The following is a 14,474-nucleotide window of genomic DNA, read 5'->3' as shown; positions in this document are numbered from 1 at the left end:
TCATACCCGTCTCAACGGATTGAGAAAAGCGGCAATTCTCTTATGCCGCCCGGAAGCGGGCCGTTGCCGGATCAGCGTCGTAGAATGGCGCGAATTCTTCGGTCCGGTGCGACAGGTCATTGACACTGTCGATGATGAACTGAACCGTCTCTTCGGTCATCAGGTACGAGAAGTTCAGCCGCACCCAGCCGGGTTTCTTCATCTCTTTCCCTGCGGACAATTCGGCATGCAAAACCTCGGATGTTGCACGGTCCATGCCCAGCAGTCGGTGCGCATAAGGCCCGGCGCAGGCACATCCGCCCCGAGCCTGAATGCCATAGACATCGCTCAGCATGCGGGTGAACAACTGCTGGTGCACCGGCTGGCCGGAATTGTCGCGGACGAGAAACGAAAAGATGGGAAGGCGGTGAGGGTTGTCCACGCCCAGCAATGTCAGGTTTGGATTGCCACGCCAGCCGTCCAGCGCCATTTGATTGTAAAGCGCCTCGCGCTTTGCGATCTCATCGGCGCCGACGAAATCCTTGACGATAAAGGCCAGCGCAGCGCGAATATCTCCGATGACGTTTGGCGTTCCGGCCTCTTCCCGGGTGGCAAGATCTTCGCTGTAATCATGGCGCCAGGGCGACACGAAACTGACCGTTCCGCCACCGGGCCAGCTGGGGCAAGTGCGCTGAACCGCATGACTGTTCACGATCAGAACGCCCGACGCCCCCGGCCCGCCCGGAAATTTGTGTGGTGACACGACTATCGCATCCTTGCGCGCGTCCGCCGGCCCCATATCCATCGGCAGATAAGGTCCGCCACCGGCATAGTCCCAGACCGACACAGCACCATGCTCCTTCAGCAACCGTGTGACCGGATCGGGATCGGTGATGATGCCCGTCACGTTTGATGCCGCCGAAAACGAACCAATCAACAGATCCGCATCCTGGTTTGCAACCAGCGCCTCTTTCAGTGCATCCAGATCAAGGCCACCCTCCGGGGCTTCGGGAATTTCGATCACCCGCGCCTTGCTTTCCCGCCATGGCAGAATATTCGAATGATGTTCATACGGCCCGATCAGGACAACCGGCTGGTCAGCTTGCTCTATCCCCAGCAAACTGACCAGCCGGTTGAGACCCGCAGTGGCGCCCGACCCGGCAAAAATCACCGCTTCTTCTCCCCTTGCGCCAACAATGCGGGCGATCTCTGCGCGTGCTTCACGGCGCAAACGTGTCATATAGGATCCGCAAAAAGAGGCCTCAGTATGGCTGTTGGCATAAAACGGCAACACATGCCCGGCCACAAAGTTTTCGACCTGACGCAACGCCCGGCCGGAGGCCACGTAATCCGCATAGACAAGCGGTACGTCCCGAAGCAGACCAGGGATCAGCACGTTCTCTCCGATCAGCCCTTCACGCAAGGATGAATCTTGAGCGGCGGTCTGAAGGTTTGCTCGAAATTCGGACAAGGTCATTGCATCTGCTCCATTCCTTTGGAACCAATGTGATTGAACCCTGTTCTAAAAACTTCACCTATTTTTTCTTCATTTTCTCCTTTTTTGTGTCATATGATCAGGAATGGCCTCAAAATTAGATCAAATAGACACACGCATTCTGAAAGAGCTGCAACGGGATGCTTCGTTGTCGCAACGCGAGTTGGCCGACCGGGTCGGCCTGTCGCAGAATGCGTGCTGGCGCCGCCTCAAGGCGTTGACCGACGATGGCGTGCTGCGAGGTTCCAGTGCCCGGATCGCGCGTGAAAAGCTGGGGCTCAGCCTAGTTGTCTTTGTCATGCTGCGCACCCGGCACCATTCAGCGGAATGGCTGCAGGCTTTTCGCAGCCACGTTCTGACCATCCCTGAAGTGGTGGATTTCCACCGGATCGGCGGCGACTATGACTATCAGCTCAAGGTGGTGACCCAGGACATGGCATCTTACGACAAGGTCTACCAGCGCCTGATCGAAAAGGTGGAACTGGACAGCGTGACTTCGTATTTCGCCATGGAAGCGATTGCCGAGGGGCGTCCGCTACCGCTCTGATCCGCACTTCATCTGGCCAAAAATATCCCGGGGGAAGCGCGGCCTGCCGCGATGGGGGCAGAGCCCCCAACAAAAACAGGCCGCGCAGAACAGCGCGGCCTTTGAAACTTGGGATCGGCGAAGATCAGTTCTTCGCGTAGAATTCGACGACCAGGTTCGGCTCCATGACGACCGGGTAAGGCACATCGCTCAGGCCCGGTGCGCGCACGAAGGTCGCGGTCATTTTCGAATGGTCGGCGTCGATGTAGTCAGGCACATCACGCTCGGCAAGAGCAGCGGCTTCCAGAACAACGGCCAGTTGCTTGGACTTGTCACGCACTTCGATCACGTCGCCTTCCTTGACTCGGTAGGACGGGATGTTGACGCGCTGGCCGTTCACCTTGACGTGGCCGTGGTTCACGAACTGACGTGCAGCAAACACGGTCGCCACGAACTTGGCGCGGTAAACAACAGCGTCCAGGCGACGCTCCAGCAGGCCGATCAGGTTTTCACCGGTATCGCCTTTGACACGCTCGGCTTCGGCGTAGATGCGGCGGAACTGCTTCTCGGTCAGGTCGCCATAATAGCCTTTCAGCTTCTGCTTGGCGCGCAGCTGCAGACCGAAGTCCGACAGTTTGCCCTTGCGGCGCTGGCCGTGCTGGCCGGGGCCGTATTCACGACGGTTGACCGGGGATTTCGGACGACCCCAGATGTTTTCGCCCATCCGGCGGTCGATTTTGTACTTGGCAGACGTGCGTTTGGTCACGGCTGATCTCCTTCGTTCAGGTCGAGGCCCCAAGGGCCACTATGAAGGGCGTTGTCCTCTTGAGGTTTCCCCCATGACAGGCATCCCCTTGCGGGGGCCACCAACACCAATGAAGCCGCGCTTATATCCGTGAATTTCGGAGAGTCAACAGGTCTCGGGGCTTTGATTTTTCAACCCGCAGGGAAACAGCCGGCCCGTTGCACCAATTGTGGGGAATACTACCGTATACCGTTCCGTGCCGGAAATGCGATCACTGTGCTGTTGCTGTGATCGATGGCGTCCAGTGGCAGGCCGATTTCCCGGATGTCGCTGACCCAGTAATCCTGATCCCGCTCGGGGAAATCCTGTTCAAAAACCAGCGTCGGCGCGTCTTCACCTTCGGGGACAATCAACTCCGCTCGATATTGCCGTGCACCGTTGGTCAGAACAACAGTGCCGAAGACATCACCGGGTATCTCCGAAGAGGAATATACGCTTTCAGCAACAACTCTGCTGCCGACGCTTTCTGCCTTGCCCAGCATCATCTCGGCAGCCACGTCCAGTCGACGTGCCACGCCGCGCCAGGACCATGCCGCACCTACCGTCAACGATTCCAGAGGCGCAGCCTCAAGCCCGTCGATTTCAGTTTGTGTCCACAAGATAGCTTTGCGACCGTTTTGTCCGGTTCTCATTTGCCCGCCCGACCTTTCAACAAACTACACGTTACCGATGCGTATTTATCTATTAAGAATTGGTCGGAAAAAAGACCGAATTGCAGCATTCACAGGAATGTTGTGCTTTTGCCATTTCAAATCGATACTCCCGGGCTTTTCACTGAGTTTAAGTACACGGACCATCGACATCTAAGAACGCGTTCACCCCCCCCACTTTGGCCGTCTCATCCGCGCGATTGTGACCAGAAAGTCGCAGAAAGCAGCAATGAACCAATTCACTTTGAGGTTGCTAGAAAATGCAGGTACTCAGCTTGGAGAATACTGGTCGGAATCGACCCCCCAAGAGTGAATAAGTTTGTAAAATGAAAAAGTTATTGTTTGGTGCATTGCTTGTTCTGAGTGCTTGTGCCGCCAATCCCGGACCGTCCATCCCCGTAAAGCCCGGCCACGATCTTGCCTTTGCCCGTAGGGCGGTTCAAGGCTGTTCGGCCAATGCCGAAGCAGGCGGCACCAGTGCCGTTGTCGGTGGCTATGCAACCGGTGTCATTCTGGTCGGCGTCGTTCTGGGACCGGCGATTGTCGGGATGAATCAGGACACCATTTATGAAAACGGCAAGATCGACGGCGTCGACCGCTGCCTGGCCAAGCACGGCTTTGAACGCCGTGACCTGACGGATGGTGAAGTCTTCTGGCTGGGCGACAGTTATGGCACGGAACGCGAGAACCGGTTAAGTCACCTTATCGGCGGCGGCACCGTTGAAAGCTACAAACCGACTTTGAATTGATGGGTGCACTTGCCTGACGGCATCCGTGGCGGGGAACGTCGCCGCCTCGGCATGCGCGTGGCAAGTCATTGCAAGTACGGATATCCTGCCCGATCGGTACAGGATATCTGACCGGATTACAAAAGTTGTCATTGCGAAATCATTGCCCGCGAGACGGGTGGTCTCTTAGCGTTTGAACAGGGTCGCAGACCCAACAATTTCAAGCAGGAGATTACAATGAAAACTGGAATGATACTTGGAATTATCGGCGGTGTTATCGCCTTATTGGTCGGTGCGGTGGGCTACAGCGCCTCATCCGCCCTCGGCTCGTTGTCCAGCGGCATCGGGTATGAACAAGGCGCGTCATCCGCGCAGTTCTACAGCATCATGTCGCTGGTGTTGCCGGTCGCCGGCCTTCTGGGCGGAGGCATCGCCGGCAGGAACGCGCAGGTTGGAGCTGGCCTGATGGGCCTGTCCGCTGTTGGAATTTTATGGGCCTTCGGCCTGAGCTTTTTGTCAATCGTTCCCGCCGTCCTACTTGGGCTCGGCGCTTTTCTGGTGCTTTCAGAAGGCGAAAGCAGTTCGCCTGAAAATAGCTGAGACACCTACCAAAACAGGCCTGCCCAACTGGGCAAGCCTGACCGGATCGTCCGTGCTTTTGCTGCTACCCGGAATTCGCATAAGCAAACGTCCGGAGTTCACCCCCTAAGAAAACTCAGTTGCCTCCAGCCTTCCAGCGGGCCCAGATTTCCGGCTCTCCGTTGAATGTGTTGATATCAACCTTGCCCTGGACCCCCGGGACCAGCCCTGTGCCGGTGTATTGCCAGAAACGCCAGATCGTATTCGGATAGACATCTCGCGGGTGCCCGGCAACCGAACGCAACCAGAACTCGGTTTTGGGCAGGCGACTGATATTGGTGTCCTGATAGAAATCCACAGTGGTGTAGACGATCGGTCTGCGCCCGTAGTGACGCTCGAGAATATTCAGGAATTTCTCGGCCTCGGCCCGCACTGTTTTGCCATCGGGCCGCAAAGTGCAGGTCTTGGAATGGGGCGTCCATTCCATGTCGAGAACATGAGGCAGATCGGCGCCCTTGGGCACGTTGCGGATAAACCAGCGGGCCTGTTCGGCAGCAGGACGGCAAAAGTAATAATAGTGATAGGCGCCCCACGGCACACCCGCTGCCTGCGCGCCCTGCCTGTGTTCGTTGAAGCGCGGGTCTGCGAAATCGCCCCCCTCTGTGGCCTTGATGAACACAAAGCTGACCCCGGCAGAGCGGGCAGTGCGCCAATCGATCGAGTCCTGCCAGCGCGAAACGTCCAGACCATGGACCGGGTAGCTTCCAGGGTGCCGCACCTCCCACTCATGAGGGTCCGCATCGCCAAAGCGAGGGTGAATAACCAATGGCGGTTTCGGGTCCGTTACCTCGAAATGCTCGACCACCTGTGGTGGCGGAGGGCGCCGCCCGCAAGATACAAGTGTCAGCCCGATAAGTGCCAAAAATATCGCTAAGCGCATTATTCTAACCTGCCTGAAATATCTGCTCGTATTGTTGGGCTTAGAATGACAAATCTGCATGATAAGACAACGCTACAATTGCGTGACGGCGGAAACTTACCGCTTACACACCGGGCACCTTCAGAAATTGACAATTGATGCTTGATCCCGGGCACCAAAACGCCTAAAGCAGCGCAATCCGGTGTCGCGTCATGCGACTCCGGTGTTTTGGTTTGTTTCAAAGCGTGACGTCCCGCTTTCTTCGGCCCGGACGCGATGCGGCAAGCCAGACCAAAGGAACATTCGATCTGACCTCTGGCGGGCTGTGCGCAGGACCCGGTGAAGACCAAGAGCTCTCAGGCCGTGCCCAAACTTCGTGGACCAACCACGAGCAGATAGGAGTACCTGCGATGGACCTGATCGCACAGCTTGAGGCGGAACAGATTGCCGCCCTGGGGAAAGACATCCCCGATTTCAAAGCCGGAGACACCATCCGTGTCGGCTTTAAAGTGACCGAAGGGTCGCGTACCCGTGTGCAGAACTACGAAGGCGTCTGCATCGCGCGCAAAGGTGGCAGCGGCATCGCCGGTTCGTTCACCGTTCGCAAGATTTCGTTTGGCGAAGGCGTGGAGCGTGTGTTCCCGCTGCATTCGACCAACATTGACAGCATCACCGTTGTCCGCCGTGGCCGCGTCCGTCGCGCCAAACTGTACTATCTGCGCTCGCGCCGTGGTAAGTCCGCGCGTATCGCAGAAGTCACCAACTACAAGCCCAAGGCTGGCGCCGAGGCGTAAGGAGCGGAAAGATGAAAAAAGACATCCATCCCGATTATCACGTCATCAACGTCAAAATGACCGATGGCACCGTGGTTCAGATGAAATCCACCTGGGGCGCCGAAGGCGACCAGCTGGCTCTGGAAATCGACCCCTCCTCGCACCCCGCGTGGACCGGTGGATCGTCGCGCCTGATGGACGCTGGCGGCCGCGTGTCGAAGTTCAAGAAAAAATACGAAGGTCTGGGCTTCTAAGCCTTACCGGTTCCGAATGCAGAAGGCCGCCCATTGGGCGGCCTTTTTTTTGGAGCGTGTTGGGTTTTATTCGAACAGGTAAAAGCACAGCTTGTTGCCGTCTGGGTCCCGGACATATGCGCCGTAGAAGCGGTCAGGCACACGCTGGCCCGGCTCGCCCTCGTCCGTCGCGCCAAGGCTGATGGCCCTGTCATACATGGTGGTGACCGCATCTTTGGATTCGGCGGCAAAGGCCAGCATGTTGCCATTTCCTGACGCGCAGGTTTCGCCGTCATAGGGTTCGCAAACCGCCAGCATGGGTGCAGTCGGATCGTTGCCGATGAACGCAATCCGACCGGCATCGATCAGAACCTTCGCGCCTTTGTCCGCAAAAAGCGCGGTATAGAACTCTTTGGCCTTGTCCATGTTGGAAACGCCAATGGTAGCATATCCGATCATTCAGGATGTCCTCTGCTGATTGCCAATCTGTTTGTGAGGCAACATCCGCCAGGCGCCACAGGTATTCAAGTCACGAAACCGGCATCGGCTGACCTTGAAAGCCCACTGGGGAAGTGCAGGTCACGGCCTTCGCAACCACGCGCTGTTTTTGCCTGTCTGGCCCATCGTTTCTTTGGCAAATCTGAGAAACGGTGCAAGCCGCCCGTCTTGTTGCACGGCGTAACCCGCCCGGGCCGCGCTGTTTTCCGGTTTCCTCGCCAATAATAGGCCAATACACCGCTTGAGGTTCTTTCCTTCCCACCAAACACAACATATAGTGGCCACAAACAACGTGTGGGCAAACACGGCGGGACTTGGGAATACAAGCATGGCACATATCATTGTGGTCGGGAACGAAAAGGGCGGCGCAGGCAAATCGACCGTTTCGATGCATGTGGCGACGGCGCTGGCGCGGCTGGGGCACAAGGTCAGCACACTGGATCTGGACCTGCGGCAGCGCAGCCTTGGGCGTTACTTCGAAAACCGCCTGAACTTTCTCAGAAGTTCGGACCTGAGCCTGCCCAGCCCGCGTCATCACGACCTGCCCGAAATCGATGCGGCCACGCTGAAGCCGGGCGAGAATATCTATGACCACCGCCTGTCCGCCGCCGTTGCTGAACTGGAAAGTGACAGTGATTTCATCCTGATCGACTGCCCCGGCTCGCACACACGCCTCAGCCAGGTGGCGCATTCGTTGGCCGACACGTTGATCACGCCGCTGAACGACAGCTTCATCGACTTCGACTTGTTGGCGCGGATCGACTCGAAGGGTGAAAAGATCCTCGGGCCGTCGGTCTATTCGGAAATGGTGTGGAATGCGCGTCAACTGCGGGCGCAGGCCGGGCTGAAACCCATCGACTGGGTTGTGGTCCGCAACCGGGTCGGCACACAGCGCATGGTCAACAAAGAAAAGATGCAGCGCGCGATCGAGATGCTGTCTCAGCGGATCGGTTTCCGGGTTGCATCCGGCTTTTCCGAACGGGTGATTTTCCGCGAGCTGTTTCCGCGCGGCCTGACCCTGCTGGACCTCAAGGATATCGGGGTCAAACAGCTGAACATCTCGAACATAGCCGCGCGACAAGAGCTGCGCGACATGATGAAGGAACTGAACCTGCCGGGGGTCGAGATCGACTTCTGACGGGGCACATCTTCACCGCTGCCTTGAACATCCTGATCATTTTGCCAGGGCGATCGCCTTGTTGACTTCGATGCCACGATTGATGGCAAGGTAGGTCGGAAAGGGCGACCGGCCTGAGACATCGATGTCGCGCCTAAGCCAGTCATGCGTTTCCAAAAGATAGAGCGACTTCGACAACGCGCGGTCGGTGATCGTGTACAGATCTGACTTTATGGCCGAAAAGCGCTGGGGTTTATGCGTCACGGCCAGGATTGGCACCGTCCAGCTTCGCCTCAGAAGGGCAAAGTCCTTTTCGTCGGGCACGGCCTTAACAATTCTGCTTGCAACCTCGGCCATTTCTTTACCGCTCTGCGTTAGCCGGAATTCGGGGCGCAGTGGATGACCGTGGCCGGGGTTTTTCTCAAGAAGCCTTAACTCGATCAGGTGCCCAAGGCTTTGGGTAAACGAACTGCGGCCTGCCCCCGTCGCCGCAATCAGCGGTGCCTGCCGCCCCGGAACGCCCGCGTGCAGCTTTGCCAGAATGCTCAGCGACCATGCCCGCGACGTAAGCTTGACAAGTGACTTTGTGTCCATAAAGTATAGTTACTTTATTATTAGATAGTAGGAAAGACCGATGCTGCCAGTTTCTTTGGAAAACACGATCACGCTTGCGATCTCAGTCCGCGACCGTCACGCCAGCGCCAAATGGTACAGCGACATGCTTGGGTTTGAGCTGATCCATCACATTGACGAGGCCGGCTGGAGCGAAATGCAGACAAAGACCGACGGCGTAACGTTGGGACTGGGCGAGCAGACCGAACCCGCGCCCGGCAACACCGTCCCGGTTTTTGGAGTAAGCGACATAGATACGGCAAGGGGCGCGCTGGAAACGGCCGGGGTCAAATTCGACGGCGACACAGAAACCATCGAGGGGATGGTCAGCACCGCCACATTCTACGACTTGGACGGCAACGCCATGATGTTGGCGCAGGACCTGACCAGTCAAGGATAACATCTTACGACCGGTGCAATTCCACGGGCCGCCGCTATTCGTCGGCCCTGTAGACAGTAAACAGCTCTTTCGGCTCGGTCACACCGCGCAGCATGTAGCGGCCCAACGATACAAGCTCGTGACTGCAAGGCTCGGCGGCCCGGGCGACGTCGTCTGATATCAGGATTCGCTGCCCCAGAGACCGGTGCATGCCGGAGATGCGGGCGGCCTGATTGACCGCAGGTCCGATCACGGTGAAATCCAGCCGGTTTTCCGCTCCGATATTGCCATAGAGGATCTCACCTGCGTGCAGCGCCAGGGTGTAACCAACAACGCGCAGACCCTCTGCCTGCCGCTGCGCGTTCCTTGCGGCCATTCGATCCTGCAACAGCGCCACGGCAGCAAGCGCGGCGCGGGCGTCTTCGTCGATTTCCCCGACATCGAACATGGCCATCAGCCCGTCGCCCATGAATTTCAGGATATTGCCACCGCATTCGTGCACGACCGCCACCACAACCGCCAGATAGTCATTCAGCATTTCGATGATTTCCGGGCCGGGCAATTGCTCGGACAGGCTGGTGAAATCTTCAAGATCGAAGTTCCAGATCACGGCGTCGATCTGCTGTAGCGAGCCGCGGCGAATTTCCCCTGACAACACCCGGCGCCCCGCATCCCGGCCCAGATACACGCGCATCAGATCCCTGGCCATCCGGCTGTTGGACGCCGATTTGAGCGCAAGTCCCAGATGGGGCAAGACAGTATTGATCAAGTTCAGATCATGATCGCGGAACCCCTCGGGCGCGTCGCTGGTCCAGGACATCAGTACTCCGTCGACCGAAGTGTCCGGTTCTTTCAGGGCCTCGCGCATGGGACGCTCGAAAGACACGCCTGTTGCGTAATAGTCCGTGGCGCCCTGTTCGCGCAGTTCATTGAGCAAAGGAAAACGGCTGGGCGTGTTCTGATCGACCAGCCGTTCACGCAGGTCCTGCATGTCCTCTGTCATCAGTGCATAAAGCGGGCTTTGCTGCCATTGCGGGCTGGGTTCTTCGGAATACTCGAACTTCTGATAGTCTCCGCCATGCCCGTGATACCAGCTGTATCCTGTGCCGCCATACACCGGGTGCAGGGCGGATTGCGCCGCGTGAAACCGCATGAGGGGCACGCCCAGATCAACCAGTCGCGCGCAGTACCCGTCCAGCAACTCTTCTTTTCCGGCCCCTTCCAGCCCCCGGTCGACCAGCCATTCGATCAGAGAGTCCGCTTTTGCCGTTTCGGTGTCGGGGGCCGTCATATTCAAGTCCTGTATCAAGTCTGTTGATCATCTGGGGTAAGGGACGGCAAATTACCAGTGCTCAGACCATTCCCGCCAGCTTCCGAAGCATTTGCCGCAGCAGGATAACCTCGTCATCGGAAAACGCATTGGCAAGCTTTGCGTCATATTGCTCGGCAATGTCGCGCAGTTCGCGATATACGCGCGTGCCGGCGTCCGTCAGCCTGAGATGCTCGACCCGGCGGTCCGTGTCGCTTTGGGTGCGCGCCAGGTAACGGCGCTGTTCCAGCCGCTGAACCGCCCGGCTGATCTTGGTCTTGTGCACCTTGGCCCTTTGGCCGATCTCCTTAGCGGTCATTTCCCCGAAGTTGCCAAGATGGAACAGCACGCGCCATTCGGTGCGCAGCATGCCGTGCCGCCCTTTGTAAATGCGCTGGAACTCAAGCGAAACCTCTTCCGCAGCCATGTTCAGAAGAAACGGCAGGAATTCCTGCAGATCAAAGTCATCTTTTTTGTGTGAATCGGGCTTTGCCATACTTGTTAGTTACAAAATCAACTATTACCCGACAAGCAGCAAATGGAGGAACACAGGATGAACCGTCCGACTGATCCACACAAACTGACCCAGGCCATCACTCCGGTCGGGACGCACGCGGGCTACATGCCCGGCTTTGGCAACGACTTCGAAACCGAGGCTTTGCCGGGTGCGCTGCCGCAGGGCATGAACAGCCCACAGAAATGCAACTATGGCCTTTATGGCGAACAGTTAAGCGGCACAGCTTTTACCGCCAACCCGCCCGAGCGGACCTGGTGTTATCGCATCCGCCCTTCGGTCAAGCATTCACACCGTTATGAAAAGATCGACCTGCCGCACTGGAAATCTGCACCCTGTGTTGATCCGGATGTGATCAGCCTGGGCCAGTATCGCTGGGACGCGGTCCCGCATTCTCAGGAGAAGCTGACCTGGCTGACCGGAATGCGCACCATGACGACAGCAGGCGACGTAAACACGCAAGTCGGAATGGCGAGCCATATCTATCTGGTCACCGAGTCCATGGTGGATGATTATTTCTATTCCGCCGATTCCGAATTGCTGGTCGTACCGCAGGAAGGCCGTCTGCGTTTTGCGACCGAGTTGGGCATCATCGACCTGGAGCCGAAAGAGATCGCCATCCTGCCGCGCGGTCTGGTTTATCGGGTCGAAGTGCTGGAAGGCCCGGCGCGCGGCTTTGTCTGCGAAAATTACGGGCAGAAGTTCGAACTTCCCGGCCGCGGCCCCATCGGCGCGAACTGCATGGCCAATCCCCGCGATTTCAAGGCACCTGTTGCGGCTTTTGAAGATCGCGAGACGGCATCGACGGTGACCATCAAATGGTGCGGACAGTTCCACACGACAAAGATCGGGCACAGCCCGCTGGACGTCGTGGCCTGGCATGGAAACTACGCGCCCTACAAATACGATCTGCGCAATTACTGCCCTGTCGGCGCAATCCTGTTCGACCATCCCGATCCGTCGATCTTTACCGTCCTGACCGCCCCGTCCGGGCAACCCGGCACGGCCAATATCGACTTTGTTCTGTTCCGCGAACGCTGGATGGTGATGGAGGATACGTTCCGCCCGCCCTGGTATCACAAGAACATCATGTCCGAACTGATGGGCAATATCTACGGTCAGTACGACGCCAAACCGCAGGGCTTTGTTCCGGGCGGCATGAGCTTGCACAACATGATGCTGCCACATGGACCCGACAAGGATGCCTTTGAAAAAGCATCGAATTCCAACCTGGGTCCGGACAAGCTGGACAACACCATGTCCTTCATGTTCGAAACGCGGTTCCCGCAGCATCTGACACCCTTCGCAGCCAACAAGGCGCCCTTGCAGGATGACTACATCGATTGCTGGACTTCGCTTGAGAAAAAGTTCGATGGAACGCCTGGAAAGAAGTAGTCAGCCATGAGCCTGGACATCTGGATCACCTATGTCGGAACCGTCCTGCTGTTGATGAGCACTCCGGGGCCGAGCCAGTTGCTGATGCTGTCAAACTCGGCGGCCAACGGCTTTTCCCGGGGTCTGTTCACGGCAGCGGGGGATCTGACGGCAAATCTGCTGCAAATGCTGGCGGCGGGTCTTGGGCTGGCGACGCTGATTGCCACATCGGGCATTGCACTGACCGTGATCAAATGGCTCGGCGTGGCGTATCTGGTTTTTCTTGGCGCACGATCCATCCTGCGGGCTGAACGCAAGACGCTTCAGAAAGCCGTCAAAACAAGCCGGAAATCACTTTGGGCGCAGGGGTTTATCACGTCCGCTGCAAACCCGAAGGCCGTGGTGTTCTTTGCCGCCCTTTTCCCGTTGTTCATCGACGGCACCTACCCGTTCTGGCCGCAGTTTGCCGTTTTATCGGCGACCTATCTGGTCATGGACGGCCTGTTCCTTTCGGCCTATGGCGGCAGCGCAAGCTGGCTGGCCAGACGGCTCAGTGGACAGGCGCGGCTTTGGCTTGACCGGGCGGGCGGCATTTTCATGATATTGGCGGCAATACTGCTTGGGTTGAAGTCCCTCCGCCCGACAGCATAACGGCGGCATCACGCCACAAGACACAAAAAAGGACAGACCATGCCTTTGAAAAAATCCTGGGTGGCTTCGGCCAATGACGCGACGCACCCGTTTCCGCTGAACAACCTGCCCTATGGGGTCTTTTCGACCGAGGGTGAAGAACCCCGTTGCGGCGTCGCCATCGGAGACATGATCCTGGACGTCACCTATGCCGAGGCCGAAGGCCTGATCAACCTGGGTGACGAGCCGCTTTTCGATTTGCCCTTCTGGAACCCGCTGATGGAGGAAGGCCCGGCCGTCTGGGGCGCATTGCGCGATCGGCTGACCGCCCTGCTGGCCGACGGGTCGGACGAACAGGCAAAGGTCGAACCACTGCTGGTTCGGCAGGACGAGGCGGAGTTGCACATGCCCTTTGCGGTCAGCGAATACACAGATTTCTACGCGGGCCGGAATCATGCCTTCAACGTCGGGACAATGTTCCGTGGCCCCGAAAATGCGTTGCCGCCGAACTGGCTGCATATCCCGATCGGTTATAACGGGCGCGCCTCCTCCGTGGTGGTTTCGGGCACCGATATTCGCCGCCCCTGGGGGCAGCTCAAATCGCCCGATCAGGATCTGCCCGCATTTTTGCCCAGCCGCCGGTTCGATATCGAACTTGAAATGGGGGCAATTGTCGGCACTCCGTCCGATGGTCCGATCTCGGTTCAAGCGGCAGATGACCACATTTTCGGCTATGTCCTGCTGAATGACTGGTCCGCGCGCGATATTCAGGCATGGGAATACCAGCCGCTGGGCCCGTTTCAGGCCAAGGCCACCGCGACCTCGATCAGCCCCTGGATCGTCACCAAGGCAGCGCTTGAACCCTTCCGGTGTGACACACCGGAGCGTGAGTTCGAATTGTTGGATCACCTCAAGGATTGCGGCCCGATGCTCTACAACATCGAGCTGGAGGTCACGATGGCGCCTGAGGGCAAGGCAGCCACCACCATCGCGCGAACGAACTACAACGAGATGTACTATTCCGCTGCGCAACAGTTGGCCCATCACTCCACATCGGGTTGTCCGATGAATGCAGGTGATCTGCTTGGGTCGGGGACCATTTCGGGCGCGACAAAACCCGAACGTGGATCCTTGCTGGAACTCAGCTGGGGTGGGAAGGAACCACTTACGCTGGACGGCGGAGAGACACGCAGTTTCATCGAGGACGGTGACACACTGACTCTGAAAGGTGCGGCCAAGGGGGATGGGTATGTCATCGGGTTCGGTGATTGCGTAGGAACCGTTCTGCCGGCGCTGTCTGACCCCTATAAGTCCTGAGTTTTATTGGAGACTTCCGCCGTTCCTGCAGGCAAGC

Annotated in this window: 18 protein-coding genes; 10 read left to right on the top strand and 8 right to left on the bottom strand. The window is 57.8% G+C overall.

The annotated features are described in order from the left end of the window. Positions 1 to 40: 40 nt before the first annotated feature. Positions 41 to 1,456: an aminotransferase class V-fold PLP-dependent enzyme gene (locus ACR0JW_RS12730; protein ID WP_170680958.1), complete on the bottom strand. Its 1,416-nt coding sequence runs from the start codon at positions 1,454 to 1,456 to the stop codon at positions 41 to 43. Positions 1,457 to 1,559: 103 nt separating this feature from the next. On the opposite strand from ACR0JW_RS12730, the gene ACR0JW_RS12725 reads away from it, so the two are divergent. Continuing rightward, positions 1,560 to 2,021, top strand: a complete 462-nt coding sequence (locus ACR0JW_RS12725) for an Lrp/AsnC family transcriptional regulator (protein ID WP_170825072.1) — start codon at positions 1,560 to 1,562, stop codon at positions 2,019 to 2,021. A 124-nt stretch (positions 2,022 to 2,145) separates the two neighbouring features. On the opposite strand, the gene rpsD is transcribed toward ACR0JW_RS12725, so the two are convergent. Further along, positions 2,146 to 2,766 carry a 30S ribosomal protein S4 gene (gene rpsD / locus ACR0JW_RS12720; protein ID WP_170614785.1) on the bottom strand — a complete coding sequence of 207 codons (621 nt, stop codon included), beginning with the start codon at positions 2,764 to 2,766 and terminating at the stop codon, positions 2,146 to 2,148. A gap of 218 nt (positions 2,767 to 2,984) precedes the next feature. Then, a complete protein-coding gene (locus ACR0JW_RS12715) occupies positions 2,985 to 3,404 on the bottom strand; it encodes a hypothetical protein (RefSeq protein ID WP_170680961.1) in 420 nt (139 codons plus the stop codon). Between the two features lie 377 nt (positions 3,405 to 3,781). Here ACR0JW_RS12715 and ACR0JW_RS12710 point away from each other — a divergent pair, with 377 nt between their 5' ends. Then, entirely contained in the window at positions 3,782 to 4,204 is a 423-nt protein-coding gene (locus ACR0JW_RS12710; protein WP_170680963.1) for a hypothetical protein, read from the top strand. Positions 4,205 to 4,420: 216 nt separating this feature from the next. Beyond that, on the top strand, positions 4,421 to 4,783 hold the full coding sequence (locus ACR0JW_RS12705) for a hypothetical protein (protein WP_170614788.1): 363 nt from the start codon (positions 4,421 to 4,423) through the stop codon (positions 4,781 to 4,783). Positions 4,784 to 4,898: 115 nt separating this feature from the next. Here the strand turns inward: ACR0JW_RS12705 and ACR0JW_RS12700 are convergent, their stop codons facing one another. After that, positions 4,899 to 5,702, bottom strand: a complete 804-nt coding sequence (locus ACR0JW_RS12700; protein WP_170680965.1) for a glycoside hydrolase family 25 protein — start codon at positions 5,700 to 5,702, stop codon at positions 4,899 to 4,901. 389 nt (positions 5,703 to 6,091) lie between these two features. Here ACR0JW_RS12700 and rplS point away from each other — a divergent pair, with 389 nt between their 5' ends. Together rplS and rpmE are read left to right on the top strand one after the other, a co-directional pair. Continuing rightward, positions 6,092 to 6,475: a 50S ribosomal protein L19 gene (gene rplS, locus ACR0JW_RS12695; protein WP_170328369.1), complete on the top strand. Its 384-nt coding sequence runs from the start codon at positions 6,092 to 6,094 to the stop codon at positions 6,473 to 6,475. Positions 6,476 to 6,486: 11 nt separating this feature from the next. Then, entirely contained in the window at positions 6,487 to 6,708 is a 222-nt protein-coding gene (gene rpmE / locus ACR0JW_RS12690) for a 50S ribosomal protein L31 (protein ID WP_170428949.1), read from the top strand. A gap of 66 nt (positions 6,709 to 6,774) precedes the next feature. Here rpmE and ACR0JW_RS12685 read toward each other — a convergent pair whose 3' ends face one another. Continuing rightward, complete coding sequence (locus ACR0JW_RS12685; protein ID WP_170680967.1) at positions 6,775 to 7,146, bottom strand: VOC family protein; 372 nt, start codon at positions 7,144 to 7,146, stop codon at positions 6,775 to 6,777. A gap of 367 nt (positions 7,147 to 7,513) precedes the next feature. Between ACR0JW_RS12685 and ACR0JW_RS12680 the strand changes: the two genes are divergently transcribed. Next, on the top strand, positions 7,514 to 8,323 hold the full coding sequence (locus tag ACR0JW_RS12680) for a division plane positioning ATPase MipZ (RefSeq protein WP_170614791.1): 810 nt from the start codon (positions 7,514 to 7,516) through the stop codon (positions 8,321 to 8,323). A 36-nt stretch (positions 8,324 to 8,359) separates the two neighbouring features. Here ACR0JW_RS12680 and ACR0JW_RS12675 read toward each other — a convergent pair whose 3' ends face one another. Further along, complete coding sequence (locus ACR0JW_RS12675) at positions 8,360 to 8,896, bottom strand: transcriptional regulator (protein ID WP_170680969.1); 537 nt, start codon at positions 8,894 to 8,896, stop codon at positions 8,360 to 8,362. A gap of 40 nt (positions 8,897 to 8,936) precedes the next feature. Here ACR0JW_RS12675 and ACR0JW_RS12670 point away from each other — a divergent pair, with 40 nt between their 5' ends. Beyond that, the gene (locus ACR0JW_RS12670; RefSeq protein ID WP_170680971.1) at positions 8,937 to 9,314 is read left to right on the top strand and encodes a VOC family protein; all 378 of its coding nucleotides are present in this window, start codon (positions 8,937 to 8,939) and stop codon (positions 9,312 to 9,314) included. Positions 9,315 to 9,348: 34 nt separating this feature from the next. Here ACR0JW_RS12670 and ACR0JW_RS12665 read toward each other — a convergent pair whose 3' ends face one another. After that, on the bottom strand, positions 9,349 to 10,584 hold the full coding sequence (locus tag ACR0JW_RS12665) for an adenylate/guanylate cyclase domain-containing protein (RefSeq protein ID WP_170680973.1): 1,236 nt from the start codon (positions 10,582 to 10,584) through the stop codon (positions 9,349 to 9,351). 61 nt (positions 10,585 to 10,645) lie between these two features. Further along, positions 10,646 to 11,098: a MarR family transcriptional regulator gene (locus ACR0JW_RS12660; protein WP_170614795.1), complete on the bottom strand. Its 453-nt coding sequence runs from the start codon at positions 11,096 to 11,098 to the stop codon at positions 10,646 to 10,648. 57 nt (positions 11,099 to 11,155) lie between these two features. Here ACR0JW_RS12660 and hmgA point away from each other — a divergent pair, with 57 nt between their 5' ends. From hmgA to fahA, 3 genes are read left to right on the top strand one after another with little or no spacing between them, the layout of a single operon-like run. After that, the gene (gene hmgA / locus ACR0JW_RS12655; RefSeq protein ID WP_170680975.1) at positions 11,156 to 12,511 is read left to right on the top strand and encodes a homogentisate 1,2-dioxygenase; all 1,356 of its coding nucleotides are present in this window, start codon (positions 11,156 to 11,158) and stop codon (positions 12,509 to 12,511) included. Positions 12,512 to 12,517: 6 nt separating this feature from the next. Beyond that, on the top strand, positions 12,518 to 13,141 hold the full coding sequence (locus ACR0JW_RS12650) for a LysE family translocator (RefSeq protein WP_170680977.1): 624 nt from the start codon (positions 12,518 to 12,520) through the stop codon (positions 13,139 to 13,141). Positions 13,142 to 13,180: 39 nt separating this feature from the next. Continuing rightward, positions 13,181 to 14,437 carry a fumarylacetoacetase gene (gene fahA / locus ACR0JW_RS12645; RefSeq protein WP_480714017.1) on the top strand — a complete coding sequence of 419 codons (1,257 nt, stop codon included), beginning with the start codon at positions 13,181 to 13,183 and terminating at the stop codon, positions 14,435 to 14,437. Positions 14,438 to 14,474: the final 37 nt, after the last annotated feature.

The sequence above is a fragment of the Ruegeria sp. BG6 genome, from assembly GCF_056538465.1.
Note: the sequence above shows the minus strand (reverse complement) of the source record. Positions and strands in the feature narration are given on the sequence as shown.

What these genes read in the sequence shown, in the direction of transcription:
- rpmE (WP_170428949.1), top strand. Translation starts at nt 6,487, where the DNA reads ATGAAAAAAGACATCCATCCCGATTATCACGTCATCAACGTCAAAATG.
- ACR0JW_RS12670 (WP_170680971.1), top strand. Translation starts at nt 8,937, where the DNA reads ATGCTGCCAGTTTCTTTGGAAAACACGATCACGCTTGCGATCTCAGTC.
- ACR0JW_RS12660 (WP_170614795.1), bottom strand. Translation starts at nt 11,098, where the DNA reads ATGGCAAAGCCCGATTCACACAAAAAAGATGACTTTGATCTGCAGGAA.
- ACR0JW_RS12680 (WP_170614791.1), top strand. Translation starts at nt 7,514, where the DNA reads ATGGCACATATCATTGTGGTCGGGAACGAAAAGGGCGGCGCAGGCAAA.
- ACR0JW_RS12675 (WP_170680969.1), bottom strand. Translation starts at nt 8,896, where the DNA reads ATGGACACAAAGTCACTTGTCAAGCTTACGTCGCGGGCATGGTCGCTG.
- ACR0JW_RS12710 (WP_170680963.1), top strand. Translation starts at nt 3,782, where the DNA reads ATGAAAAAGTTATTGTTTGGTGCATTGCTTGTTCTGAGTGCTTGTGCC.
- ACR0JW_RS12650 (WP_170680977.1), top strand. Translation starts at nt 12,518, where the DNA reads ATGAGCCTGGACATCTGGATCACCTATGTCGGAACCGTCCTGCTGTTG.
- ACR0JW_RS12730 (WP_170680958.1), bottom strand. Translation starts at nt 1,456, where the DNA reads ATGACCTTGTCCGAATTTCGAGCAAACCTTCAGACCGCCGCTCAAGAT.
- ACR0JW_RS12700 (WP_170680965.1), bottom strand. Translation starts at nt 5,702, where the DNA reads ATGCGCTTAGCGATATTTTTGGCACTTATCGGGCTGACACTTGTATCT.
- hmgA (WP_170680975.1), top strand. Translation starts at nt 11,156, where the DNA reads ATGAACCGTCCGACTGATCCACACAAACTGACCCAGGCCATCACTCCG.
- ACR0JW_RS12685 (WP_170680967.1), bottom strand. Translation starts at nt 7,146, where the DNA reads ATGATCGGATATGCTACCATTGGCGTTTCCAACATGGACAAGGCCAAA.
- ACR0JW_RS12725 (WP_170825072.1), top strand. Translation starts at nt 1,560, where the DNA reads ATGGCCTCAAAATTAGATCAAATAGACACACGCATTCTGAAAGAGCTG.
- fahA (WP_480714017.1), top strand. Translation starts at nt 13,181, where the DNA reads ATGCCTTTGAAAAAATCCTGGGTGGCTTCGGCCAATGACGCGACGCAC.
- ACR0JW_RS12665 (WP_170680973.1), bottom strand. Translation starts at nt 10,584, where the DNA reads ATGACGGCCCCCGACACCGAAACGGCAAAAGCGGACTCTCTGATCGAA.
- rplS (WP_170328369.1), top strand. Translation starts at nt 6,092, where the DNA reads ATGGACCTGATCGCACAGCTTGAGGCGGAACAGATTGCCGCCCTGGGG.
- ACR0JW_RS12705 (WP_170614788.1), top strand. Translation starts at nt 4,421, where the DNA reads ATGAAAACTGGAATGATACTTGGAATTATCGGCGGTGTTATCGCCTTA.